Origin of the sequence: Candidatus Velamenicoccus archaeovorus (assembly GCF_004102945.1) — a bacterium.
GTDB classification, from domain to species: domain Bacteria; phylum Omnitrophota; class Gorgyraeia; order Velamenicoccales; family Velamenicoccaceae; genus Velamenicoccus; species Velamenicoccus archaeovorus.
On the sequence record NZ_CP019384.1, the window covers coordinates 1,670,454 to 1,693,559 of the forward strand.

Sequence of the window (23,106 nt, forward strand, 5' to 3'; positions counted from 1 at the left end):
TTTTGCCTATACCGAGGTTTTTTCCTTACAAAATTAACCCCGAAGCTCGCGAAAAAAATTTATTGCCGGCCTACCCTGGCAATAAATTTTCGAGCGTTTGAGCAAGGGGTCTTTCTTAACAATCGTCCGTCTCTGACGGGGTTAGGCCCTCCGCTATGTGGAATGCGGAGGCCTACCCTTTCTGGGTTAACTCCACCACCCGGCCTCATCGGATTGGCCGGTGTGCCGCTTCCTGCGGCGGTGTATCTTGAGAATTTCTGGATGCACCTGGCCCCAGCTGAACGGGCCAGTGTTCCGCTTTCTGCGGAACCCGTCCGAACTCTGTGAGGACTGGTCGCAGACAGATATTGACAAAATGCAAACGCGAGGAGTAAGGTTAATTTCCTTCATTTTGCCTATATTGAGGTAGTTTTACCTTAATTCCTGCCTACAACAGGTTATTCATCACAAAAGTTAACATTTTTCCCCCACATTCACGTCATTCTGTCTCAACGCCACCTTGTCGATCTTGCCGGTCCTCGTCTTAGGAAGAGTATCGACGAAAACAACGGTGTGGGGGATCTTAAAATGCGCCAGGTGCTGGCGGCAGAATTGCTTGACGTCCTGATCCGTGAGCGCTGTGCCTGTCTTCAGGACGATAAACGCCTTCAATGCTTCTCCGCGCAGCGCGTCGGAGACACCGATAACCCCGACTTCCGCCACGGCCGGGTGCTTGTGGACCGCCTCTTCGATTTCCGCCGGAAAGACAATCTGGCCGGAAACCTTGACCATGTCTTTCTTGCGGCCGGCGATATAATACATGCCCTCTTTGTCCCGGCGGCCCAGGTCACCCGTATGGAACCAGCCGTCCCGCAAGACTTCTGCGGTCAGGGCGGGGTCCTTGTAATAACCGTCCATGACCACCCAGCTCTTCAGGACGATCTCCCCGATCTCGCTTTCGGGCACGTCCTGGTCGTCATCGTCGACCAGGCGGACGCTGATCCACGGCGCCGGCCTGCCGATAGACTCGATCTTCTCGGACCCCATGGGCGTCACGATATTCGGGGCGTTTGTCTCGGTCATCCCCCAGCCGTTAAGCAGCTTGGCATTCGGGCAATAGGTCTTGAAGCGGCGGATGGCGTCGGGTGAATTCGGGGCGCCGAAGACGTTGACCCACCGGATGCTGGAAAGGTCGTATTTCTCGAATTCCTTGAGGTGCAGGAGGGCGTAATACATCGACGGCACCATGTGAAAACAGGTCACCTTGTATTTTTCTATATTTTTGAGATACTCGACGGGAATGAAGCGTTCCATGAGAATGAGGGTGATGCCGTAAAAAATGCAGTTCTGCAGGTAGACCAGTCCGCCGCCGTGCGACAACGGCAAGGCCGATAATTTCACGTCGGACGGCGTCAAGTCCACGAAAAACTCCATCGCCTCCGGCGCCGCGTTCAAATGCCGGTAACTCAGGCAAACCCCTTTGGGGCGGCCGGTCGAACCCGAGGTGTACAGGATCAAGGCGGGATCGGATGCGCCGATGGACGCCGAGGGAGCTTTGGAAGACCCCTGGGCAACGAAGTCATCGAAAGAAAGATATCCTTCTTTGCGTTCACGCGCAAGAAGGATATCCTTGAGCTTCGGCACGTGCGCCTTGATATTCTCCAGAGAAACATCAGGCCTGCTCTTGGCGACGAGAAGGACGGAATCGGAATGGTTTAAGCAGGCTTCCAGCTCATCATTCTTCAGCATGAAATCGAACGGAACGACGGTGGCGCCGATAGAAAACAAAGCCAGGTAGGCGTAAATATATTCCGGCCAGTTCGGCAGATACAAGGCGACCTTGTCGCCCTTCTTGACCCCCGAGGCCGTCAGATTGTTGGCGAGCCTGAAGACCCTGTCTTTGAGCTCACCGAACGTAACAGGCTTGTCTTCAAAGATAATAGCGGCTTTTTTTGGAAAAGCAGCCGCCTGTTTTATCACCAAGTCCCGGATTATCTGCATAGCCACATACTTTCCCTGGGGCCCCACGGGTATAGTCCGTGGGGCTTTTTTGATACGCCCTCGCCAGCCGCTTACGACGGACAGAAAATTCTGGCAAATTAGTAAAATTTTACTAATTAAATTTTAGTATGTCAAGAATTATTCTTGTTTTGTTTTCACAAAACCTTAACTATCATATTTTCAATTAGTTGTGTGGATATCTCTTCAGAAGAAAACTATGGCTAAGAGGAATGGGGCCACTCGGGGATATTGATATTCTTATTGGTAAGCTCCTGGCTGACGTTTTGGATGAACTTTTTTTCAGCGCGCAGAAGCTCCAGATTGTGCTCGACGATGGAATGAAGATGGTAGGACGACTTCACCTGAAGTTGTTCGGAAAGCTTCCCTAAGGCCTCCTCGACTTTGGAGAGGACCCGTATCCGGCCCTTGAGCCGCCTCAAGGCGACATCCGGCGGCAGATAGGGCAGAAAATAAAGAGCAACGTCGATACTGAAATTCGGGCGGTCGGCCGTCAAAAGACTTTTCGTCAACAACTGCTGGAAGCGTTCATGCCCTTTGGGCGTCAGGCTGTAGATGAATTTTTCCGGCCTTGTGCCGCCGGTACTGACCGCCTTCTTGAGATATCCCTTTTTTTCAAGGAGGTTGAGGGAGTAATAGATCGATTCGACTTCCAACGCGGCAAACGTGCTGATCACGTCCTTGATCTGTTTTTTGATCTCGTAGCCGTGCCGCGGCTTATCCTCCAAGAGCCCCAGGATGATCAATTCCTGCTCAATCTTCATTCCGTTAGACCTCCGGAAGAAACGGACGCTTCAACAAAAATCATCTTCTTCATAATAACCCGAACTTACATGAAACGAAACGCTCTCCACAATGCCTAATCCACAAAGAACAGATCCCCCCCTGCCATATCGAAAAAGGGCTAACGGGACTCGTGGGCCTCCTCGAGAATTTGCCCCATCGCGCGGAATTTCTGGTAACGACGGTCAACCAGCTGATCCTCGGAGAGTTTCATGAGTTCGATAAAATATTTTTTCACGCACGCCTTGACATTCTTGGCCGCTTCTTCGGGATCGCGGTGCGCTCCGCCAAGAGGCTCCTTGACGATCTCGTCGATCACGCCGAACTTCAGAAGGTCTTGGGCCGTCAGCTTCAGGGCCTCGGCCGCTTCAGGCGCCTTGGTGCTGCTCTTCCAAAGGATTGCGGCGCACCCTTCTGGCGAGATGACCGAGTAATAGGCATTCTCCAGGACGCAGACACGGTCAGCCACACCGATCCCGAGCGCCCCTCCGGAACCTCCTTCGCCGATAACGACGGCGACGATCGGCGTGCGGATGCCAGACATCATCTTCAAGTTCCAGGCGACAGCCTGGGCTTGCCCCCTCTCTTCGGCGCCGATCCCGGGATAGGCCCCCGGCGTATCGATAAAAATAAGAATGGGGAGATCGAACTTTTGCGCCAGTTCCATGACGCGCAACGCTTTGCGGTAGCCTTCGGGATGCGCGCAGCCGAAAGTACGGACAAGATTCTCCTTGGTGTCGCGCCCCTTCTGATGGCCCATCACGATGATCTTTTGTCCGTCGAGCCTGGCAAACCCGCTCACGATGGCGCGGTCGTCGCGGAAAGACCGGTCGCCGTGGATCTCCAGGAAATCCTTGAGGATCAGTTGAATATAGTCCAGGGTATACGGCCGGTGGGGATGACGCGAGATTTGCACGCGCTGCCAAGGCGTCAATCTGCCGTAGATATCCCTGCGCAGACGCTCGAGCTTCTCTTCAAGACGCTTGACTTCGCCCGAAAGATCGATGTGCTTTTCTTCGGTGAAGCTTCTGAGCTCACGGATCTTTTTTTCAAGCTCAACGATAGGCTTTTCAAAATCAAGGGCGATCATAGAAATATCCTTGGAAACCCGTTCAGTCGATGATGGTGACTTCGGTATTGACAGGCAAGAGATCGTAGAGTTCCTCGACCTCCGCGTTGAGCATGCGTACGCATCCTGCCGTCACCTGCTGACCGATGCTTTCGGGTTGCGTCGTGCCGTGGATACCGTAACCGGGAATATCGAACCCCATCCAGCGTGTCCCCAGGATATTCTCTGGGCTTTCCGGCGAATAAACCTTGCCGTCGTGCGTCCAGGGAGGATTTTTGAGCTTATTGACGATCTTGAACGTCCCGACAGGAGTGATATTGTCCTTGCCCGTAGAGACGCGGTAGGTCTTAACGACGTCCCCGTTACAACGCAGGGTCAAAAGATTCTGGGACTTATCTACCAGAACGGAAAAACGGCCCGTCCAGATCCTCAACTGCATGCCCGGCCGGATGACATCCGACGTCAGCCCATTCTCCTTTTTGATCATCTCGACGGTCGTTCGGTATTCATCGGCGATCATGCTCAACGTATCGCCGGCCTTCACCTCCCGCATCACCGTCTCATCCGGCACTTGGATGGCGGACAAGATGATCTTCATGTTCACATCTTCAAGCTTCTTTTGCACGGCCTCGATGCCGGGATCGGCCGCATTCTTCAGAAGGATCTCCCGAAAAGCATCCCGGGCCGCCAAGAGCTCGCCCTTTTGAAACAAACCGTCTGCACGGCGCACATCCTTGTCAAAACTCCCGGCAGATGCGTCGACGGCCGGCTTCTGGCTACCTGAAACAGCAGGCGTTCCCTTCAGCCTCAAAACGATAAAAACAAGAACCGCAACGGCACAAACGGCGAGCGCCGTCCATAAAATATTTTTTTTCACATCTTCCTCTCAATTTCCCGCTGAATATGTTTGTCTGGAATTGACCCCGACGCTTCGGTCAGCGCTCTTCCCGGAAGCGAGGGGCCGTTCACCACCGCACCTACGCATCAAAAATCACTTCGAGGCTTCTATCCATCTCGAAAAGCAAAAAGCTTCCTTTTCGCAAAGCCATATTCTCGAAATCCCGGAAAATCGCTCAATAAATCAACCCCAAGAGGATCCCGATAATCGCCCCCATGATGACCTCGATAGGTGTGTGACCGATCAATTCCTTGAGGCGGTCTTCCTCTATTTTTCCCTGCCAATAAATATCGTCCAATATCTTGTTCAGGATAGACGCCTGCTTGCCTGTAGAGCGGCGGACCCCCTGGGCGTCGAACATGGTCACGATCGCAAACACGACGCCCAAAGCAAACAAAGGAGAATCGAATCCATAATCCGTGCCGATCACGACGGCCAAAGCGCTGGATCCCGCCGAATGGGCCGAAGGCATGCCGCCCGTTCCGATGAACCAGCGAAAATCAAACCGCTTGGTCCGCAAAACGCCCAACGCCACCTTGATCGTTTGGGCGGTCAACCACGCCAAAAAAGTCACTATCAGAACGTGATTATGAACGATTTCATAAATCACAAGTTTCATGCCGGCCCTCCTCCTTGGGGAACAGGGATGACACGGATATCAACCTTATCCAACAACGTTGACTCTCCATCCTTGACCACAAATCCCTCGTTCCCCTCCGTGGCCTGGTCTGCAGGAACAGGCGGCGTCACGGCAGGCTTTGGATTCACGACAAGCACCTTCTTCTTGGGCTGCCGGACTTTTACAGGAGCGACCTTCTTACCCGCCTGTTTATTTTTGGAGGCTGCCCGGCGCGCGGGCTTCTTGCGCAGCGCCGCCATCGCCTTTTTTAATTCCGCGGCCGAGGAAAGGGTTTTCTTCATCTCCTGGTTCTCAAAAGACACGCGCACATACTGCTCGCTCATTTCCTGATTGCGGGCCTGCAAGAATTCATTAACCCGGCGGGCCTGCTGGATGATATTCCCAAGAGAATTGATCTTGTTCTTTTGTTCTTCGAGCTCCTGCTTGGCGCGGGCAAGCTTGGAATTCAATAAAACCGCTTCATTTTCCAATTGGGTATTCTTCTGGTACGTCTCAGTCAGAAGCGTCCTGGTCTGATTCAATCCCAATTGGGTGGCGGACAATTCGATCTGAAGACGCCCCAACTGCTCAAATAAATAGCTGTTTTTGTGCATCAGGGCCAAGGACTGATATAACCCAAAGATCGAGAAACCCGCCAACAACGCGATGATCCCTGTTTTAATCCTGTTATTCACGACACACAATCCCTCCGGCCGTTCTTGACAAAAAAGAAGGCACGTGATAGGATACCCTCTGTTCTAATCCTTCCCCCGCCCCGTTCCCTCAAAGGACCAAATCCAGCAGTTCATACGTTCGCCGCCCAGGCAATCATTCAAGGCAGTCACAAAGGCGGCTCGGCATCAATCTGTGGCAAACTTCGACCTGAAGGCCGAGGTCGTCGTAGGTTGATTATAATTGCATCCTCTTTAAAAATCAAGCGGATTTACCCCGTTACAGGCAGAAAACGCTCGACTTACGAAACTTCAACACGTTGTCCCTGGCGGGGTTTAGCCTCTATCAAAAAATGCTTGCCAAGACGCATACATTGGGTCTTATCGGCCTGGATGCCCATCCCGTAGACATCGAGGTCGATGTCGCCAACGGCCTGCCGCAGACGACCATTGTCGGCCTTCCTGATTCAGCCATCAAGGAAAGCAAGGAGCGTGTCCGTTCAGGGATAAAGAACAGCGGTTTCCGTTACCCGGCCGACAAGATCACGGTCAGCCTGGCCCCGGCGGACATCAAAAAGGAAGGCGCCCTTTATGATCTCCCTATCGCCATGGGAATCCTGGCCGCCTCAAAACAGATCCAGCCTGCATTGCTCGAAGAATATTGGTTTGCCGCCGAACTTGCACTGGACGGCCGCCTGCGGCCCGTCAAGGGCATTCTGGCCATGGCCCAAGCCCTTTCAATACACAGAATAAAAAAACTTGTCCTTCCTGCTGCCAACGCCCCTGAAGCAGCTCTCGTGGAAGGCATCCAGGTCTTCGGTTTCAAAACGCTTAGGGATCTCATAGAAGGTCTCCACAACCCGGAAACCCTCAAGCCGTTCCGAAACCCCGTGGCCTGCGCTGCTCGTCATGACGCCGGCGACGAACCGGATTTTGCGGATGTCAAAGGCCAATTCCTGGCCAAGCGGGCCATGGAAATCGCCGCCGCTGGCGGGCACAACATCCTCTTGGTCGGGCCGCCGGGAAGCGGAAAAACCATGCTGGCAAGGCGGCTGCCCGGCATCCTTCCGGAGATGACCGCACACGAATCGCTGGAAATCACAAAAATCCATTCTGTCGCCGGTTACGCCCCGCCCGGATCCCCCCTGCTTCGCCAAAGGCCGTTCCGCGCGCCCCACCACACGATCTCCGACGTGGCCCTGGCCGGAGGAGGATCCAATCCCCAGCCCGGCGAAATCAGCCTCGCCCACAACGGCGTCCTCTTCCTTGACGAACTTCCGGAATTCCACCGCAACGCCCTGGAGATCCTGCGCCAGCCCCTCGAAGAAGGCTGCATCCGGATCGCCAGGGCTCAGAGGTCCTTGAATTTCCCGGCGCGCTTCATGCTGATCGCCGCGATGAATCCCTGCCCCTGCGGGTATTACACCGACCCGGTACGTCCTTGCCGTTGTTCCCAAAGTAAAATCCATCAGTACCTTGGAAAGATCTCGGGTCCATTATTGGACAGGATCGACATCCATGTGGAAGTCCCTGCCATCAAATACCAGGAATTAAGCGACAATACTCCTGCGGAAAGCTCGGCGCAGATAAAAGAAAGAGTGAATAAAGCCAGGGCCGTCCAGGAAGCGCGCTTTTCCGCTGGCGAGGGCCGAGACGGCAAAAAAGACGGCATCTTATCCAACGCGCAGATGTCACACCGGCAGACCCGAAGATATTGCGCCCTCGGAAAAGAAGAAAGCGAGCTGCTCCGGACGGCAATGAACAACTTTCACTTGAGCGCCAGGGCCTTTGACAAAATACTGAAAATCTCAAGGACGATTGCGGATCTGACAGGATCCCAGGATATCACGACACAGCATCTCTCGGAAGCCATCCATTATCGTTCGCTGGACAGGGGATTCTTCCTGTAGGGCCCCGCCGGCCATCCGGAGCCCCGCGGACCTGCCCGGGCGGGCAGGAAATTCTGACAAACGGGATTCAGCGGATATTCTCGTCGATCACTTCGATCAGCTGTTTGATATCGACGGGCTTGGCCACAAAAAGATGGCCGCCGATAATGCCCCCTCTCTGCACCACTTCCTCCTTGCCGACGACGGCGGTCAAAAAAACGACGGGGATGTCTTTTGTCTCATCATCCTCCCTCATCTGGGCGGCCACTTCGCTGCCCATGAGATCCGGCATCAGGACATCCATTAAGACCAGATCCGGCTTAAAAGACTTTGCCGCCGACAGCGCCGCCGTCCCACGGCTTTCCGCCCTGACCTCAAATCTTCCGGTCTGCTCAAGATTCAGCCTGATCAGCTTCGCAAAATCCGCTTCGTCATCGATCACCAATATTCTTTTTTTCTTTTTCATGCCGCGGCTCCTTTCCGATCACCTTATCGCTGCCTCGCGCTCTCTTTGCATTATGCTCTTTCGGCCAGCTTCAAGATCAATGTTATCTTAGTCCCCTTTCCCTCGACGCTTTCTGCATGTACCAGCCCCCGGTGCATATGGATAATGTTTCTCGTAACGGACAGCCCCAACCCCGACCCCTTCTGGCCTTTCGTCGTAAAAAACGGATCGAAGATCCTTTTCAGGTTCTCCTCGGGGATGCCGCAGCCCGTGTCTTCGATCTCTACGACCGCCGCCAATTCTCCAAAATAAAAACTGTCTTGCGCCCTTTTACCGATGCCGTTCCTGATCTCTTCGAGTTTTTTGTCATAGCTGCGCACGGTGATGCTGCCGCCCTGGGGCATGGCCTGGACTGCATTCAGGAGAACATTGATAAAAACCTGCTCCAGCCTGTTCTTGTCCGCCAGGACCAAGGGCATATCTTTCTTGAGTTCTTTAATGATAAGAATATTGTCGAATCTGGACCTGGTCCTGACCAGATCCAGAGAACTCTCAATGATCAAATTCACGTCTGCAGGCGTGAGATTCAGATGCGCGGCCCTGGAAAAATCAAGCATGTCATTGATGATCTTGTCCGCCCTCTTGATGTTCTCCCGCAGTATCGCCAGGACCTCGAAAATATCCCCCGAGGAGGGAGATGTCTTGATCTCAAGATAGTCAATGCCCTGCAGGATGATCGCCAGAGGGTTCCTGACCTCGTGCGCCACGCCGCTGGCCAGCTGGCCCACGGCGTTCAATTTCTCGGCCTGGATCAGCTGTTCCTGTATTTCTTTGAGCCTGATATACGCTTCTTTGAGTTCGTCTTCGGCCTTTTTGCGCTCGGTAATGTCTGTGTCCACGCCGCGGTATCCGAAAAAACGGCCCTTTTCGTCGATGATCGGAGAACCGCTCGTATCCAACCAAACGATATGGCCGTCTTTATGCATATTCCGGTTGATAAAATTCTTGAATGATCTCCGGGCCCCGATAGCCTCCCAGGCCTGCTTTCTCAGGCGCTCCCTGTCTTCGAGAACAAATAAATCGTAAAAATACTTCTTGCCGACAATCTCATCCGGCCGATAACCAAGGATCTTTTCGACGATGGCGCTGGAATACGTATAGAGACCGTCGCTGTCCAACTCCCAGATCCACTCCTCGGCGGCAGCGGCCACCTGCTGGAACCTCTTTTCCGCCTTATTGCGCTCGATGATTTCCCTGACCAAATCCTCTTTCTGCCTGAAAAATCTGGATATCAACCGCGATATGTCCCCGAACTCACTGGTGTCTTTTTCCAAAGGGCGAAGGTAAACGGCGTTCTCTTTTTTCAATGCCTGGGAAATAAACCCAAAAGGCCTGCTGAGCATCATCATCATGAATGCCGTGATGACGACGATAATAATAACGAGGAAATAAATAAACGTCGCTGTGACATTCCGGGAGAATCGTTTGTAAATGTCCAGTTCCGCGGAATGGATACTGACATAAAGATATGCCGCCGGCCCTCCCCGCCAATCGAGAAGCTCCTTTGAAAAAATAATCATATTGGTATCCAAAAGGGTCTTGGAATCAGGGATCGCCGGTTTCATCCGGTCGATAACGATCTCGCCGCCGATCAGCTCCGAGAGATCGTCGAGAAAACCCTGGTTCCAGAGGCGGCCGGCAAAAAAATACCCCTGGGGAGGCGTCTGTCTTTCCGGGTCTGCTGTCGGATGAATGGTGGCGCCCCGGATTTCCATCAGGCCTGCGCCTGTATACACAAAAAAATGACACAGCCGCTTTTTTGAAAAAATGTCCTTAATGATCTCGACGGAAAAAGGAAGGTCCTTGAGGCCGGAGGCGTTTTCGCTCTGAATGGAATACGCCCGAGAAAGATCCGGGCGATACACCCATATCGCGTCCGCCTGATATGTCCCCAGGGCGGTTTCATCCATATTCTGCCTGGCCCATGCCATGTCCTTGTTGCCGCGGACAAAACCCACCATGTCATCCCAATAGGTATAATCGACGGACAAACTTTTCAGGTTGGCGCCCTTGAGAATGATCAGCTTGTTGAAATAAATCTTCTTTTCTTCGCTGCTCTGCTGAAACAGAAGATAAACGCGTTCATTTTCAAAGGTCTGGTGCAGATGCCTTGCGGCGAGCAGTATGACGGCGAGAAACAACAACAGCGAGGTTAATTTTGTCTGGACTCTCATGGTCTCATGTCCCCTTGATGATCTCTATCGCCCCTGTGCGTCTCATGCATCCTATCTAATAGCTGAATGTCACGCTGGCCTCGATCTGATAAGCGCCGTCGGCCTCGCCGTCGCCCCGCAAAAAAGGAGAAAAAAGGCTGCCGTCGGTATCATCCCGCTCCTCTTTGTAATACTCGCCCGGAAAAAAATAGCCGCAGAACAGACTTAGCGCCACATGCTTGTTCAATTCATAGTTGAAATACATGTCCAGCTCGTTACCCAGGTCAGTCGCAAGCGTCTTGGTTTCGCCCGCCCAGGTGCCCACACCTCTTTCGGCAGACCTCAAATACCACCAGTCAAACGTCATAGAAAGCTTTTCCGTTATCTGAAAATCAAGGCCCAGACAGACAAGGATGAGGTTTTCGAACAAATAAGGGTCTGAAAAGGTGGTCGGACGACCGACGCCGTAATTCAACCCGTTGCCGCCGCCCATAGCCACCAAAGGCATGCTTTCCGGACCGATGGGATAAATGGAATCCGCCAGGTTGGTGTTCAGGGGAGAATAAACGCTGAAGGCGCGGTTTTTGCCGCTGGTGAACGTGTCGTCGCCCACCTGGTCCACGGGCACCTTGTTGCCGGAGGCGTAGGCGAATCTCGAATGGGGGACGATCCGATCGAATCTGTAAGCGGCATCCGCATAGACCAGGTAACCGCAATGTTCGACATCTTTACGGGCCGGGTCCGTAGACTTGGCCTCGCCGAAATTCCTGGCCGCCTCTATCCCTAGAGAAAACTTGTCCAACGTCGCATTCCAGGAAAGACCGCAGGTGCCCAGGATGTCCTCATGCGTAGACGTAGAAAAAAGATTCGTGCGTTTGGCTCCGGAATAATCCGACAGAACCTCCAGATAGGGCTGGAGGGAATAGTTTTTGAAGGTGAAAAGCGCGTCGGCGGCGAAGAAATTGGCCTTGTTCGGCGTGTAATGAATCCCCTGTTCCCTTTCCTGGTCGATGCGCGGCCCGCGGTAGCTCTTGTTCGCCAGGTCGGGACGGCAATAATAAAGGGTCCACTTCAAATTCTCTTTTTCGCCGTATAAACTCACCGAATAATTCTCGTAGTCGGAAGGCACGGCGAGATTGTTACCGGCCTCATAGACAAAGAGGCCGCTTTTCAATCTGGAGGGCAGGCTATAGAGGCCGAAATCATACCAGAACTCCTCGAGGTGAGGCAGGAGTTCTGCGTCGCGGTATCTTTCCACCTTCGCCGTGGACGTCATGAGCGTATTGTGGATGAACACGGGCGCATCGTAGTCATACGGCCCGTTCCTCTCCAGCTTCAGATGCGCCTGGGGGCCGTCGTCTTTGAATGTGAGGTCAAAACCCAGACTGTAATCGATGCCGAGATACGCCGAGGAATCATCCTTGTTCTTGTTATCCAGGTCAACCGTGTTCTTTAAAACAACAGCGTCAGTCCTGAAATAAGGAGTGACGCTGAAAAGGAAATTCTCGTTCTTGACGATCTCAATCTCTGCCGAGACAGCGCCGACAAAGCCAAAAAAACAAACGACAACGAGCGGACCGCTCCGAGATATTTTCTGTTTTTTCCGCATTGATCACCCTGAAAGCTCAAGGCCGGATTTGTCCACTGCACACAGCTAACCTATTATATCTCGCCGCCAATGAAAAAATGTAAAAGATTTCCTAGGGGCGGCACGTATCGAGTTTTTGCCACAGGAGATCAGGAACAGGATAGCTGAGGCTGCGGGCCTTGCGGCAATGCGCTTCGGCCCGGCGGCAATCCCCGTTGAGGTAATAAGCAAAACAAATATTATTATGGACCAACCCTGAGCTCGGCGCGAGCGAAAGGGCCCGCTGGAAAACCGGGATCGCTTCCTGCGGCCGCCCCAGCGCGCAAAGAACGGAGCCGAGATTGGAGAGCGCGCCGATGTCCTCCGGCATCTTCTTGACGGCCTGACGGGCATAAGGCCATGCGGCCGCATACTCCTCTTTGGCCATCATCGCAGTCACCAGACCGTTATAAGCCGCGACATCCTGGGGCCCGGAAGCGACTGCCCGTTTGTAATGGGCGATCGCTTCGTCAAGTTTGCCCTGCTTGTAGAAAATCGCGGCCAGGGCCTCATGGGCCAGGCCGAAATCGGGATTCTCCTGCAAGGATCGGCGCAGGAAATCTTCGGCTTCGGGCAAGGCATTGCGGTTAACAGCCACAAGCGCAAGATTGTAGTATGCTTCGACGCGCGCCTCGGGATCCCTGGCGATGGATTCCCTGAGAAGCTCCTCGGCGCGGGCGGCATCGCCCAGCGAGGCATAGGCCACCGCCAGATTGATCTGATATCTATACCTCTTGTCCGGGTCTGCCTTGATGGCGGCCTCTGACACCTCGATGGCCTTGCGATATTGTCCTTCTGAAAGATAATAAAGGATGGCTAGGTTGGCGTTATAAAGCTGATAATATCCTTTATATAACGTATAGCGCTCGTCGATAATGCGCGACATCTCCGTGGAATCCATGAGCGCTTTTCTATATGACCCTTCATTGATGAAAGCCAGGCCCCGGTTATTGTAGGCGATGACCACCTGGGGATATTTTTTGAGGATGTCCGTCCAGAAGGTCACGCTTGTCTCCCAGACCCTGCAGCGCCTGTATGTCGTCGTGGCGCAAAACAAGGCCACGGCCGCAAGCAAAACGACCAAAAAAACCCTTATTCCCGTCACTCGGCCGCCGATCTTGTCCCAAAGCCGGAAAAATCCCTCAGCCAGGATAAAGAAAATACCGATGGACGCCACATAGACAAACCGATCGGCCACTTTCGTATCCCCCATCGGAAGAAATTGCAGCAAAGGCAAAAGAGAAACGACAAAAAAGAGGCAGCCGAACACAACGGCGCGGCTGCGGCGGACCGCCAGGACGAAAACGGAAAAAAACGCCAAGGGCCAAAGATAACTGCTGAGCCGATAGGCGGTCGCATAGAACACATCTGCCGGATAGTAGGCGGACAATCCCGCGGGCCAAAAGATCCGTCCCAGATAGAACGCAAGCGTGAACAAAGGACCGTTGTGGAATCTCTCGGCGGCCGCCAGGCCGACGATATCGTGGCTGCCGCCATAAACGGAATAGAGCGCGACGAGGGCGAAAAACGCCGACAGGACGAAAAAGGGAATCTTTTCAAGGAACATGTGGAGATCCGGCCGGCGGCGCAGGAAATAATCAAAACAAAAAAGAATGACCGGCAGGGTCACCGCCATGGATTTGGACAATAACGAAAGAACGAAAAGCGCAAGGGTGAGCCAGAGATAACGGGACCGAAGCCCCCGCTGCAGATAATACACGTAACTGACAAGGGCCCCCAAATAGAAAAACGCATAGAGGACGTCCTTGCGCTCCGCCACCCACGCGACGCTCTCGGCGCGCAGGGGATGGATGCTGAACAAAAGCGCCACAAAAAACGCGAACGCGGCCCGGCCGCGCAGCAAGCGTACCAGCCAAAAGACCAAAAGGCCGTTCAAAAGATGCAAAAGCAAATTCGTCAAATGATAGCCGAAAGGCTCCAAATGCCCTATCTGGTAATTGACCAGGAAACTCAAAAGCGTCAACGGCTGGTAATTGCTGACATAATAAGACGTAAAGATCTTGTGCAGATTGGCCCCCGTCAAGGCCTTGATGGAAGAGTTATCCAGGACATAGACCTGGTCATCCCAGTTGATGAAACCGTTACGCAATGACGGCAGAAAAACCAAAAGGACAATAACGGCAAGCAGGCAGGCAAGGATGAGCCTGGAATGTTCGGCATACCTGTCCAAAAAGGTCCTGCGGATGTCTTGTACGGATAACCTCGGCATGGACATTGTCGTCGGAAAATGTTTCCAAAAAAGGGCGTCCTTCAGGCGCCCATTATAACAAAACCGGCAGGGTGTGGAAAGAAAAAACACCTCTCCTGGATCCAGGAGAGGTGTTTTCCTGCGATACCCATCAGAACAAACTACTCTTCGGCCTTGACCTTCTCGACATGCGAAGGCAGGATGACGATTTCGACACGGCGGTTCTCCTGTTTACCTTCTTTCGTGTCATTGGATGCCACGGGCTGGTACTCTCCATAAGCCACAGCCGAGAGGCGTTCCGGCTTGACAGCCCCTTCATCCACAAAATAATGCAAGACGGCCAAAGCGCGGGCGCTGGACAATTCCCAATTGGATTTCCAGCCGGAATACTTGATGGGATCTGAATCCGTGTGGCCTTCGATGGCCACCCTTGAATCCGGAACATCTTTATTGATGACTTGGGCCACCTTCTCCAGCGAGACCTTGCCTTGGGGCCGCAGCGTATCCTTGCCTGAATCAAAAAAGACCTCGGCAAGGAACGTGATCACCAACCCCCTCTCGGTCATCTCAAGCTTGGCCTTGTAATTCGCCAGTTCATCTTTGAGGTTAGCGGTCAGATCTTTCAGCGCCCTCTGCAAGTCCGCGTCCTTCTGTTCCTCCAGCGTCGCAACCTGTTCTCTGAGGCGCTCATTCTCCCTCTCTAAGGCCCGTTTTTTCGATAAGGTCGTGCAACCTGTCAACGTCAAAGCAAGAACGGAAATAATAACGCTCCTGAAAATAATTTTTGCCATGGACAAAGCCCCTTTCTTGTCAGCCGATCTTGTGGATGGCTTCAAAACGCTTTCTTAATGCCTGCATATCCACCCGGCCGGCAAGCTCCACCTGATCGTTGATCAAAATAACAGGGGTCATCCCCGGGTTTACGCCCAAATCCGCCAATCCCGTCAATTCCTTCGTATGCACAAAGGTGAAAACGATGGTGATCTTGTTGGCAATGCCGATCGATCTGATGATATCCCTGATCTTGTTCTCCAGACCGTCGCACTTTGGGCACGGCTTGCAGACGATCTCTACCTTTTTGATGGCCATACCTGACCTCCTTAATTCCGCCCCTGGCGGAATTAACTCCGAGCGTATCTTGAAAATTTATGGCTGCCCGTCCGAGCTCTGCGAGGACTGGTCGCAGACATAAATTGTCAAGATGGTTACGCGAGGAGTAACGTTTTTTCCTTTAACCTTCCGCCCCTGGCGGAATTAGACCCTTCGCTTATTTGGTATTGCGAAGGTCTACCCCCTTGTGGGGTTAACTCCTCCACCCGGCCCCATCGGATGGCCGCACCTTGCCTCATTCGGACGGCAAGTGCGCCACCTTCTGTGGCGGTGTGCCGCTTTCTGCTTGCCTGCTATGGCAGGCAAAGCGTATCTTGAGAATTTATGGCTGCACCTGGCCCCATCCGTAGGGCCAGTGTTCCGCTTTCTGCGGAACCCGTCCGAGCTCTGCGAAGGCAGGGTGCAGAGAAACATTTTCAAGATGCTTACGCAAGGGGTGACGTTTATTTCCTTAATTTTGCCTATACCGAGGCGCTTCTTCCTCGCAAAATTAGACCCTCCGCTATGTGGATTACCTGGCTCAATCGGATGAGCCAGTATGCCGTCCAGCAGGACGCACCCGCTTATCCTATTAAAGCGGGGTGCCGCTTTCTGCGGTATGCGGAGGCCTACCCTTTCTGGGTTAACTCCGAGCCTGCGAGAGAAATTTTACACCGGATGGCCGTCCTGGCCGGCTGCGCCAGGCCGACGGCCTAGCCCTGGTGGAAAATTTCCGAGCGCCCAGGCGAGGAGTAACACTTATTCCTTAACTCCTCCGCCCTATCTCAATATCCTCAATAAATTCAGCCCTGTTTTCGGATCTATCTCTTTTCTGGCCTTAATGCCCTTGAGTTCGAAAACAACGGCTTCGATCACCAGGAAAACATCCACTTTTTTACGCACACACCCGGTGAGGGCCTTGTCTTTTTTGCCCATGGCCGCATGCATGTGGATCTGGGGCCCTTTCTTGCCCGAAAACACGGTCCCCACACCCATGACTTCCCAGCCGCCGTCAAAAGGTTTCCAGTTCGGCTCCGGCGGCACAACGGCTTTTTTAGGCCCCGTGACCAGCTGGCCCCGGCGGAATGCCCCAAGAAAAACAAGAACGGCATTCTTCAGTCCTTCTTTTTTGACAAAACCTTCCAGGGACTTCAGGATGTCGTCCTTATTCTCGAATTTAACCAGGAAAACACGGCCCAATCGGCCTTGGCTATATTGCATCGTCGTCGATAACCGTTCATCCCAGCGGACACAAACAACAGGAACGCAGGATCTCTTAAGTGCCGCCAAAAAAGAGAAAAACCAGAGTGACTAAGGCCTACTTCTTCCCGGATTTCTTCCTGCCGGATGATTTTTTGGAAGAGGTCTTCTTGCGGGCCATAGGCTTGCCGCAACACCAGATGGTCTGCTGTGAAATTCCGCAGGCATCCACGATGACTTCCCTGCCGCAAGGCACACACACCAACCGAGAACCCTTTTTAACTTTAGCCATGCGCACCCCCTCTGACTTTCTATCGGTTAAAGTCATTGTATTCTTTTGACAGCAACTTTCAAGAAATATTTAGGGTGGGAGCGGACCTTCTTGTAAAAAAGATCCGTGTTCTCCGTCGGAAAAACAACTCTCCGCGATCGCCGGACATCTCAACGTCCGCCCTTCATCAGGGCGAGGGTTTCGGACCTTGTCTTCTCGTTCTCTTTGAAGACCCCGCGCACGGCGCTAGTCACGGTGGTGATGCCCGGTTTTTTAATACCTCGCATGCTCATGCACAGGTGTTCGGCCTCAATTACAACCATAACCCCAAGAGGTTTAAGAGTTTCCATAATAACCGTAGCGATCTGGGTCGTTAACCTCTCCTGGACCTGAGGCCTGCGGGAAAGGATCTCAACAACGCGTGCGATCTTGCTTAAACCTGTCACGCGGCCGCCCTTCGGGATATACGCAACGTGGGCGCGGCCGATAAACGGCAAAAGGTGATGCTCACAGATGGAATAAAGCGGGATGTCTTTTAAAAGAACGATCTCCTCATGTTTCTGATCCAGGACGACTTCCAGCTCTTTCTTGGGATCGGCTGAAAGGCCGGAAAGAATCTCTGCGTACATATCCGCGACACGCTCAGGGGTCTCGAGCAAGTCCTGCCTTTTGGGGTCTTCCCCGACGGCCTCAAGGATCATCTTGACGGCTTTGATCAATTTTTGCTTATTCATGTCGCCCTCGCTTCATTTACCGATACAGAATTTAGAAAAAATGACATCCAGGACATCCTCGCGAAAAACCTCCCCCGTCAGCTCTCCGAGACCGTCGACCGCCCGGCGCAGGTCCGCAGCGCCAAACTCGGGAGAAAGGCCTTTTTGCAAAGAATCAATCGACCGCTCCAGCGATGCGGCGGAGTTTTTGAGGATTTCAATATGGCGGACGTTGGAAACCAGGACGTCCGCAGATAAAAGGCCGGGATCATGGAACACGGCCCCGAAAATCTCGTCTTCCAGTTGTTTTATGCCTTCCCGTTCCAGAGCAGACACATGGACAAGCGGCCTTACGCCGAACAGGCCCCGCAGCCGGCTGGCGTCAACCCGGGCAGGCAGATCACTCTTGTTGATGACGCCGATCATCTTTTTTAACGGATTGACCTGCGACAAGAGCGCCTCATCCTCGCGACCCAAGGGCGCCGACCCGTCGAAGACAAACAATAAAAGATCACAGGCGTCGATGGCCTTGCGCGTCCGTTCCAAAGCAAGACGCTCGATTTCATCATGGGCTTCCAGGATCCCCGCCGTGTCCACAAAACAAACCGCCAGCCCCCTGATGGAAACGCACTCTTCGATCGTATCCCGCGTCGTGCCTGCGATGGCCGTCACAATGGCCCGGTCGGTCCGAAGGAGCGCATTGAGCAAAGACGACTTCCCGACATTCGGCCGTCCATAAATAACGACCTTCAGTCCCTCGCGAACGATACGACCGCAAAAACTCCCCTCCAAGAGGGAGCGAAGCGCCTGCAGGGTGGTCCTCAACACCGATAAGGCGTCATCGGGAACGCCGCCAAGCTCCTCGTCGGAAAAATCGAGCCGCGCCTCTATGTCTGCCAGGACATCGAGCATCCGGCGCCGCAACCCCTTGATCCTGCCCGAAAGCTCACCGGAAAGCTGCGTCAGGCTGGTTTTCAGGGCCAGCTCGCTCTTGGCCTGGATGATATCAAGGACTGCCTCCGCCTGGGCAAGGTCCAGCCGGCCGTTCAAAAATGCCCGCCTGGTGAATTCGCCGGGAATAGCGAGTCTGGCGCCTTTAGCCAGCAATAATTCCAGGATAACGGACAAGACGCGGGGGCCGCCGTGAGAATTGATCTCAACGACATCTTCCCGCGTATAGCTATGGGGGGAACGCATCAAGGAAACGACGACCTCATCCACGATGAGTTCGGGCATCGCCTGCGGTGTCCTGCCGGCGCGTTCGAACACCTCTTTGTCGCGCACGATCCAGCCGTAGCAGAGAGAAAATGTCCGGGCGGCAGACAGCGGCTTTCCTCTCTTCGATGAAAAAACTGCATCGGCAACGGCAATGGCCCCGGCCCCGCTCAAACGCACGATCCCCACGGCACCTTGACCGACGGGCGTGGCGATCGCGGCAATCGTATCGTTCATAGAAACTAGTGCTGCCATAAAGATCTGGCTTCCCCGACGACAAAAAGGGATCCCGTGATCACAGCCACCTCTTGAGGCTGCATCTGATGGCTCAAAATATCCATGGCCTCTTCCACCGAGTGCGTGACAAGAGGGGATTTCTTATGGAAAAGCCCTTTAAGGTGTTTTTCGGGATCCGCCGCCCTCGGATGGTTGGCCTTCGTGAGGATCACCCGGTCCGCCATGGTCCCCAAAAGATCCGAGAGCCCCTTGAGGTCTTTATCCGAAGAGGCGCCGAAGACAAGCCATTTCTTGAAACCCTCGAATTCCTTCTCGATGAAATGAGCAAGACGGTAAGCCGACTCCCTGTTATGGGCGCCATCCAGGATGACAAAAGGCTGGGTTGAAACCACTTCCAGCCTGCCCGGCCAGTAAGCATTTCTGAGGCCTGAAACCATCGCCTCGACTGGAACGCGTATGCCGTAAAGGCCCAGTGCCTCAACCGCCGCCAGCGCCACAGAGGCGTTGGTCAACTGGTGCTCCCCCAGCATTCGAATATCAAAAAAATGAGAGCTGCCGTTGAGCCCGCGGTAAAAGAACCGCTGGGTCAAAAGGTCATGCGACATCTCTTTATAACGGAAATCCTTGTTCATCACGAAAAACATCGTGTTTTGCGAACGGCACCGCCGCCTGACCACCTGGGCCGCTTCTTTCATCTGGGCGGCGCTGATGCAGATGCCAAAACCCTGCGAGGTCTTCTTGTTGGCGGCCTTGATGATGCCGGCCTTCTCGAAGGCGATCTCCGGCAGCGTCTTGCCGAGGATATGCTCGTGATCGTAACTGATCGGGGTGATCACCGAGACCAAAGACGACGCCACATTGGTCGCATCCAGGCGGCCCCCCAGACCCGTCTCAAGCACGACGGCGTCCGTTTTCTTGTCTGCGAAATATTTGAACGCCATCGCCGTCAAGACTTCAAAAAATGTCAGAGGACCATAAGGCGCGGAAAGGCGATCAAATTGTTCCAGCGCCCCCATCAGGCTTTCGAGCAAAGCGGCAAAATCATTTTTAAGGATCATCCCCGGAAACATCGTATGACCCTCCGCCGCATGACTCGGCTCGAGGATCCTGATGCGTTCCCGCATATCCTGCAGATGCGGCGAGGTATAAAGGCCGGTGCGATAGCCTGCATCACGCAGGATCTGCGCGATATAACAGGACGTGGAGCCCTTCCCTTTTGTGCCGGCGACATGAACGATGGAAAGCGTATCCTGAGGGCTGCCGATCAGCCGCAGAAGGGCCGCGACCCGATCGAGCTTGAAGGCCGTCCGGTAGGTCTCCGGCGGCCGGCGCTCGTAATTGATCAGTTTTTCCAGATATGCCAGGGCGTTTTCGTAGGTCATGAATGAGCACATGACTTATGGAGCTCTCGCGCGGCATAAGTCATTCGTGCGAATTTACCCCCACACCAATGAATACGATCGAAGATCACCGCATCATTGATGAGAGGGTTAACTCGGCCAAGCAACTACCGTTGAACTGCCGCTTCGCGGGCAACTTCCGTAAGTTGCGGCCTCGTTAATGCTTGAAATGCCTGACGCCTGTGACTACCATGGCGATGCCGGCTTTGTCGGCGGCGCGGATGATCTCTTCGTCGGCGATAGAGCCGCCGGGTTGGATGACGGCCCTGATCCCTGCTTTTTTGGCCAAGGCAACGTTATCGGATTTAGGAAAGAAGGCGTCGCTGGCTAGGACAGCACCGCGGCTGCGCCGGCCGGCCCTTTTGACGGCCATGAACATCGAATCCACGCGGCTGGTCTCGCCCATGCCGATGCCGACGGTCGCGGTGCCGTGCGCCAGGACGATCGCGTTGGACTTGACGTGCTTGACGACTTCCCAGGCGAACAACAAAGAAATCATCTGGGCGCGCGTCGGTTTTTTGTGCGTGACGACCTTGAGATCCTTTGCAGCGGCATCTCTCGCATCCTTGTCCTGGACGAGAAAACCGCCGTCGATCCTCTTGGCGTCCCATGCCTGGGGATCTGCGGAAACCCCCGCGGCCATTTGAAGAAGACGCAGGTTCTTTTTGGCCTTGAGCAACGCCAAGGCCGCCGGCTCATACGCAGGGGCCAGGATGCATTCCAAAAATCCGCTCTTCAAAAGAGCCCGGGCTGTTTTGGCGTCGACCGGCCTATTGAGACCGACAATCCCTCCGAAAGCGGAAAGCGGATCGCTCTGCCAGGCGTCATGAAACGCACGATCAAGGGTCTTGGCCTGGGCCACTCCCGTAGGATTCGTATGCTTGACGATACAAGCGCAGGGCCTGACAAAACCCCTGATATTTTCCAGGGCGGCATTCAGGTCCAGGTAATTATTAAAGGAAAGCTCTTTGCCATGGAGCTGCTTGGCGTTGACCAGGGTGGCAGCGGATTCAGATCCCTCCCAGCGGTAGAGACCGGCCTCCTGATGAGGATTCTCTCCGTAACGCAGCGACGCCGCCTTGGACAAAACTACATCCAGGCGTCCGGGAAACCGGTCCTGCGGCCCCCTTAAATACTGCGCAATGGCCGCATCGTAGCGTGCCGTCAGCTCAAAGACATCCGCAGCCAGGCTTTTAAGGAGCGATACCGGAAGACAGCCGTCATTCTCTTTCAGCGCTTCGATGATCGACGGATACACCTGCGGCCGGGAGACAACGGCGACAGAAGCATGATTTTTTGCGGCTGAACGCAACATCGACGGACCGCCGATATCGATATTCTCGATCGCCTCCTCTTCGGTAACGCCGGCCTTTGCAACAGTCTTTTCAAAAGGGTAAAGATTGACCACGACCATGTCAATCAGGCCGATGCCGCAACTCTCCGCTTGTTTCAAATGCTCAGGATTGTCGCGGCGCGCCAGAAGGCCGCCATGGATTTTCGGATGCAGGGTCTTGACGCGGCCGTCGAGCATCTCCGGGAATCCCGTGTAATCCGACATCTCGACAACATCGATCCCCGCTTCTTTCAAAGCCCTGGCCGTCCCGCCGGTCGAAACGATCTCAACGCCGAAATCCGAGAGGACTTTCGCAAGTTCCACGACGCCCGTTTTATCCGAAACGCTGATCAACGCCCTTTTTATCTTCAGCACGTGTTCTCCATTTTCTTTCTGTTCTCTGTACTCCCTGCCGGCAGGCAGGTGTTCTCTGTTATCTCTAGAAAGTCACACGCTAAACTTGAATTCCATGACATCGCCGTCCTTGACGACGTAATCCTTCCCTTCCTGGCGCAGGACGCCGGAGGACTTGGCCTGGTGGACATTGCCCGTTTTCACCAAGGCATCGTAATCCATGACCTCGGCCCGGATGAACCCCCGCGCGATATCCGAATGAATGGCATCTGCGGCCTCAACGGCTGTGGCACCTCGGCGGATCTCCCAGGCGCGGGCCTCCTTGGTGCCGCCGGTCAGAAAACAGATCATTCCCGCCTCGTCATAAGCCTTGCGCGTCACCGACGCGATATCGGTCATCTGGGCTTCGGGGACAAAGACAACGGGCTTGATGGAAACGAAATTATTATTGGCCAGCCACTTTTTCTCGTCGAGAGAGAAATCGCCCAAGGACAAAGGCGTTTCCTTCTCCAGGTATTTTTGAGCGCGTTCCAAAAGTGTCTTTTCCTGTTGCGGCGGCTGACGCTCCAGCTTGCCCTCAAGGACCTCCATATCAAGGATCAAAAGATCCAGCCGCTTGCCTTCGGGACAGACGATCGCATCCGCAGTCTTCAAGTCCTTTTCCGTGACGAATTCTACCTGGATCTGCGTCACCTTCTGGGCCTTATATAACTCTTCGATCTTTTTTAAACGCGGTTCGGGCAAGGCCTTCTTGCCGAACGGAAAATCAGAAACGCCGAAAACGCATATTTTCATAGAGATTCCTTCTTGCATCTCGGTCGTGGTTACGGCCAAGAAACCCGTCTCATTGTCGGGGTACATCGTTCGCCAAAG

20 protein-coding genes are annotated in these 23,106 nt (G+C 53.9%); 1 reads left to right on the plus strand and 19 read right to left on the minus strand.

Annotated features, from left to right (window positions below; translation table 11 throughout):
- Positions 1–453: 453 nt before the first annotated feature.
- The 6 genes from BU251_RS07790 to BU251_RS07815 all read right to left on the minus strand — a co-directional run bounded on the left by BU251_RS07790 (position 454) and on the right by BU251_RS07815 (position 6,062).
- Positions 454–1,980: a class I adenylate-forming enzyme family protein gene (locus tag BU251_RS07790; protein ID WP_228767855.1), complete on the minus strand. Its 1,527-nt coding sequence runs from the start codon at positions 1,978–1,980 to the stop codon at positions 454–456.
- 221 nt (positions 1,981–2,201) lie between these two features.
- Positions 2,202–2,762: a PadR family transcriptional regulator gene (locus tag BU251_RS07795; RefSeq protein ID WP_128700608.1), complete on the minus strand. Its 561-nt coding sequence runs from the start codon at positions 2,760–2,762 to the stop codon at positions 2,202–2,204.
- A 140-nt stretch (positions 2,763–2,902) separates the two neighbouring features.
- Positions 2,903–3,871, minus strand: coding sequence for an acetyl-CoA carboxylase carboxyltransferase subunit alpha (locus tag BU251_RS07800; RefSeq protein WP_128700610.1), 969 nt, complete (start codon positions 3,869–3,871; stop codon positions 2,903–2,905).
- 22 nt (positions 3,872–3,893) lie between these two features.
- Entirely contained in the window at positions 3,894–4,727 is an 834-nt protein-coding gene (locus tag BU251_RS07805) for a L,D-transpeptidase family protein (protein WP_128700612.1), read from the minus strand.
- A 196-nt stretch (positions 4,728–4,923) separates the two neighbouring features.
- Complete coding sequence (locus tag BU251_RS07810) at positions 4,924–5,367, minus strand: divergent PAP2 family protein (RefSeq protein WP_128700614.1); 444 nt, start codon at positions 5,365–5,367, stop codon at positions 4,924–4,926.
- Complete coding sequence (locus tag BU251_RS07815) at positions 5,364–6,062, minus strand: hypothetical protein (RefSeq protein ID WP_128700616.1); 699 nt, start codon at positions 6,060–6,062, stop codon at positions 5,364–5,366. Before BU251_RS07815 ends, BU251_RS07810 begins: the two co-directional genes overlap by 4 nt.
- Positions 6,063–6,391: 329 nt before the next feature.
- Between BU251_RS07815 and BU251_RS07820 the strand changes: the two genes are divergently transcribed.
- A complete protein-coding gene (locus BU251_RS07820; protein ID WP_128700618.1) occupies positions 6,392–7,948 on the plus strand; it encodes a YifB family Mg chelatase-like AAA ATPase in 1,557 nt (518 codons plus the stop codon).
- 67 nt (positions 7,949–8,015) lie between these two features.
- On the opposite strand, the gene BU251_RS07825 is transcribed toward BU251_RS07820, so the two are convergent.
- The 13 genes from BU251_RS07825 to BU251_RS07875 form a co-directional block, all read right to left on the minus strand.
- Complete coding sequence (locus tag BU251_RS07825) at positions 8,016–8,393, minus strand: response regulator (protein ID WP_128700620.1); 378 nt, start codon at positions 8,391–8,393, stop codon at positions 8,016–8,018.
- Between the two features lie 50 nt (positions 8,394–8,443).
- On the minus strand, positions 8,444–10,606 hold the full coding sequence (locus tag BU251_RS07830) for an ATP-binding protein (RefSeq protein WP_128700622.1): 2,163 nt from the start codon (positions 10,604–10,606) through the stop codon (positions 8,444–8,446).
- A 55-nt stretch (positions 10,607–10,661) separates the two neighbouring features.
- Positions 10,662–12,194 (minus strand): alginate export family protein, encoded by a 1,533-nt coding sequence (locus BU251_RS07835; RefSeq protein ID WP_128700624.1) that lies wholly within the window; start codon positions 12,192–12,194, stop codon positions 10,662–10,664.
- 91 nt (positions 12,195–12,285) lie between these two features.
- Positions 12,286–14,442, minus strand: a complete 2,157-nt coding sequence (locus BU251_RS07840) for a tetratricopeptide repeat protein (protein ID WP_164908925.1) — start codon at positions 14,440–14,442, stop codon at positions 12,286–12,288.
- 140 nt (positions 14,443–14,582) lie between these two features.
- Positions 14,583–15,212, minus strand: coding sequence for an OmpA/MotB family protein (locus BU251_RS07845; protein ID WP_128700628.1), 630 nt, complete (start codon positions 15,210–15,212; stop codon positions 14,583–14,585).
- 19 nt (positions 15,213–15,231) lie between these two features.
- Positions 15,232–15,510: a thioredoxin family protein gene (locus BU251_RS07850; protein ID WP_128700630.1), complete on the minus strand. Its 279-nt coding sequence runs from the start codon at positions 15,508–15,510 to the stop codon at positions 15,232–15,234.
- 780 nt (positions 15,511–16,290) lie between these two features.
- Positions 16,291–16,731 (minus strand): PPC domain-containing DNA-binding protein, encoded by a 441-nt coding sequence (locus tag BU251_RS07855; protein ID WP_128700632.1) that lies wholly within the window; start codon positions 16,729–16,731, stop codon positions 16,291–16,293.
- A 97-nt stretch (positions 16,732–16,828) separates the two neighbouring features.
- Complete coding sequence (locus BU251_RS09460; protein WP_164908926.1) at positions 16,829–17,002, minus strand: hypothetical protein; 174 nt, start codon at positions 17,000–17,002, stop codon at positions 16,829–16,831.
- Positions 17,003–17,151: 149 nt separating this feature from the next.
- On the minus strand, positions 17,152–17,715 hold the full coding sequence (gene folE / locus BU251_RS09490) for a GTP cyclohydrolase I FolE (RefSeq protein ID WP_194946677.1): 564 nt from the start codon (positions 17,713–17,715) through the stop codon (positions 17,152–17,154).
- Positions 17,716–17,727: 12 nt separating this feature from the next.
- Complete coding sequence (gene mnmE, locus BU251_RS07860; RefSeq protein WP_228767803.1) at positions 17,728–19,164, minus strand: tRNA uridine-5-carboxymethylaminomethyl(34) synthesis GTPase MnmE; 1,437 nt, start codon at positions 19,162–19,164, stop codon at positions 17,728–17,730.
- Complete coding sequence (locus tag BU251_RS07865) at positions 19,152–20,528, minus strand: bifunctional folylpolyglutamate synthase/dihydrofolate synthase (protein ID WP_164908927.1); 1,377 nt, start codon at positions 20,526–20,528, stop codon at positions 19,152–19,154. The genes mnmE and BU251_RS07865 overlap by 13 nt, the downstream gene beginning before the upstream one ends.
- A gap of 175 nt (positions 20,529–20,703) precedes the next feature.
- Positions 20,704–22,251: a bifunctional phosphoribosylaminoimidazolecarboxamide formyltransferase/IMP cyclohydrolase gene (gene purH, locus BU251_RS07870; RefSeq protein WP_128700988.1), complete on the minus strand. Its 1,548-nt coding sequence runs from the start codon at positions 22,249–22,251 to the stop codon at positions 20,704–20,706.
- Between the two features lie 75 nt (positions 22,252–22,326).
- Complete coding sequence (locus BU251_RS07875; RefSeq protein WP_228767804.1) at positions 22,327–23,028, minus strand: DUF933 domain-containing protein; 702 nt, start codon at positions 23,026–23,028, stop codon at positions 22,327–22,329.
- Positions 23,029–23,106 lie beyond the last annotated feature (78 nt).

Excerpts from the sequence above, each read along its gene's own strand:
- BU251_RS07790 (WP_228767855.1), bottom strand. The coding sequence starts at position 1,980 with ATGCAGATAATCCGGGACTTGGTGATAAAACAGGCGGCTGCTTTTCCA.
- BU251_RS07795 (WP_128700608.1), bottom strand. The coding sequence starts at position 2,762 with ATGAAGATTGAGCAGGAATTGATCATCCTGGGGCTCTTGGAGGATAAG.
- BU251_RS07800 (WP_128700610.1), bottom strand. The coding sequence starts at position 3,871 with ATGATCGCCCTTGATTTTGAAAAGCCTATCGTTGAGCTTGAAAAAAAG.
- BU251_RS07810 (WP_128700614.1), bottom strand. The coding sequence starts at position 5,367 with ATGAAACTTGTGATTTATGAAATCGTTCATAATCACGTTCTGATAGTG.
- BU251_RS07820 (WP_128700618.1), top strand. The coding sequence starts at position 6,392 with ATGCTTGCCAAGACGCATACATTGGGTCTTATCGGCCTGGATGCCCAT.
- BU251_RS07825 (WP_128700620.1), bottom strand. The coding sequence starts at position 8,393 with ATGAAAAAGAAAAAAAGAATATTGGTGATCGATGACGAAGCGGATTTT.
- BU251_RS07830 (WP_128700622.1), bottom strand. The coding sequence starts at position 10,606 with ATGAGAGTCCAGACAAAATTAACCTCGCTGTTGTTGTTTCTCGCCGTC.
- BU251_RS07835 (WP_128700624.1), bottom strand. The coding sequence starts at position 12,194 with ATGCGGAAAAAACAGAAAATATCTCGGAGCGGTCCGCTCGTTGTCGTT.
- BU251_RS07840 (WP_164908925.1), bottom strand. The coding sequence starts at position 14,442 with ATGCCGAGGTTATCCGTACAAGACATCCGCAGGACCTTTTTGGACAGG.
- BU251_RS07845 (WP_128700628.1), bottom strand. The coding sequence starts at position 15,212 with ATGGCAAAAATTATTTTCAGGAGCGTTATTATTTCCGTTCTTGCTTTG.
- BU251_RS07850 (WP_128700630.1), bottom strand. The coding sequence starts at position 15,510 with ATGGCCATCAAAAAGGTAGAGATCGTCTGCAAGCCGTGCCCAAAGTGC.
- BU251_RS07855 (WP_128700632.1), bottom strand. The coding sequence starts at position 16,731 with ATGCAATATAGCCAAGGCCGATTGGGCCGTGTTTTCCTGGTTAAATTC.
- BU251_RS09460 (WP_164908926.1), bottom strand. The coding sequence starts at position 17,002 with ATGGCTAAAGTTAAAAAGGGTTCTCGGTTGGTGTGTGTGCCTTGCGGC.
- folE (WP_194946677.1), bottom strand. The coding sequence starts at position 17,715 with ATGAATAAGCAAAAATTGATCAAAGCCGTCAAGATGATCCTTGAGGCC.
- mnmE (WP_228767803.1), bottom strand. The coding sequence starts at position 19,164 with ATGGCAGCACTAGTTTCTATGAACGATACGATTGCCGCGATCGCCACG.
- BU251_RS07865 (WP_164908927.1), bottom strand. The coding sequence starts at position 20,528 with ATGACCTACGAAAACGCCCTGGCATATCTGGAAAAACTGATCAATTAC.
- BU251_RS07875 (WP_228767804.1), bottom strand. The coding sequence starts at position 23,028 with ATGAAAATATGCGTTTTCGGCGTTTCTGATTTTCCGTTCGGCAAGAAG.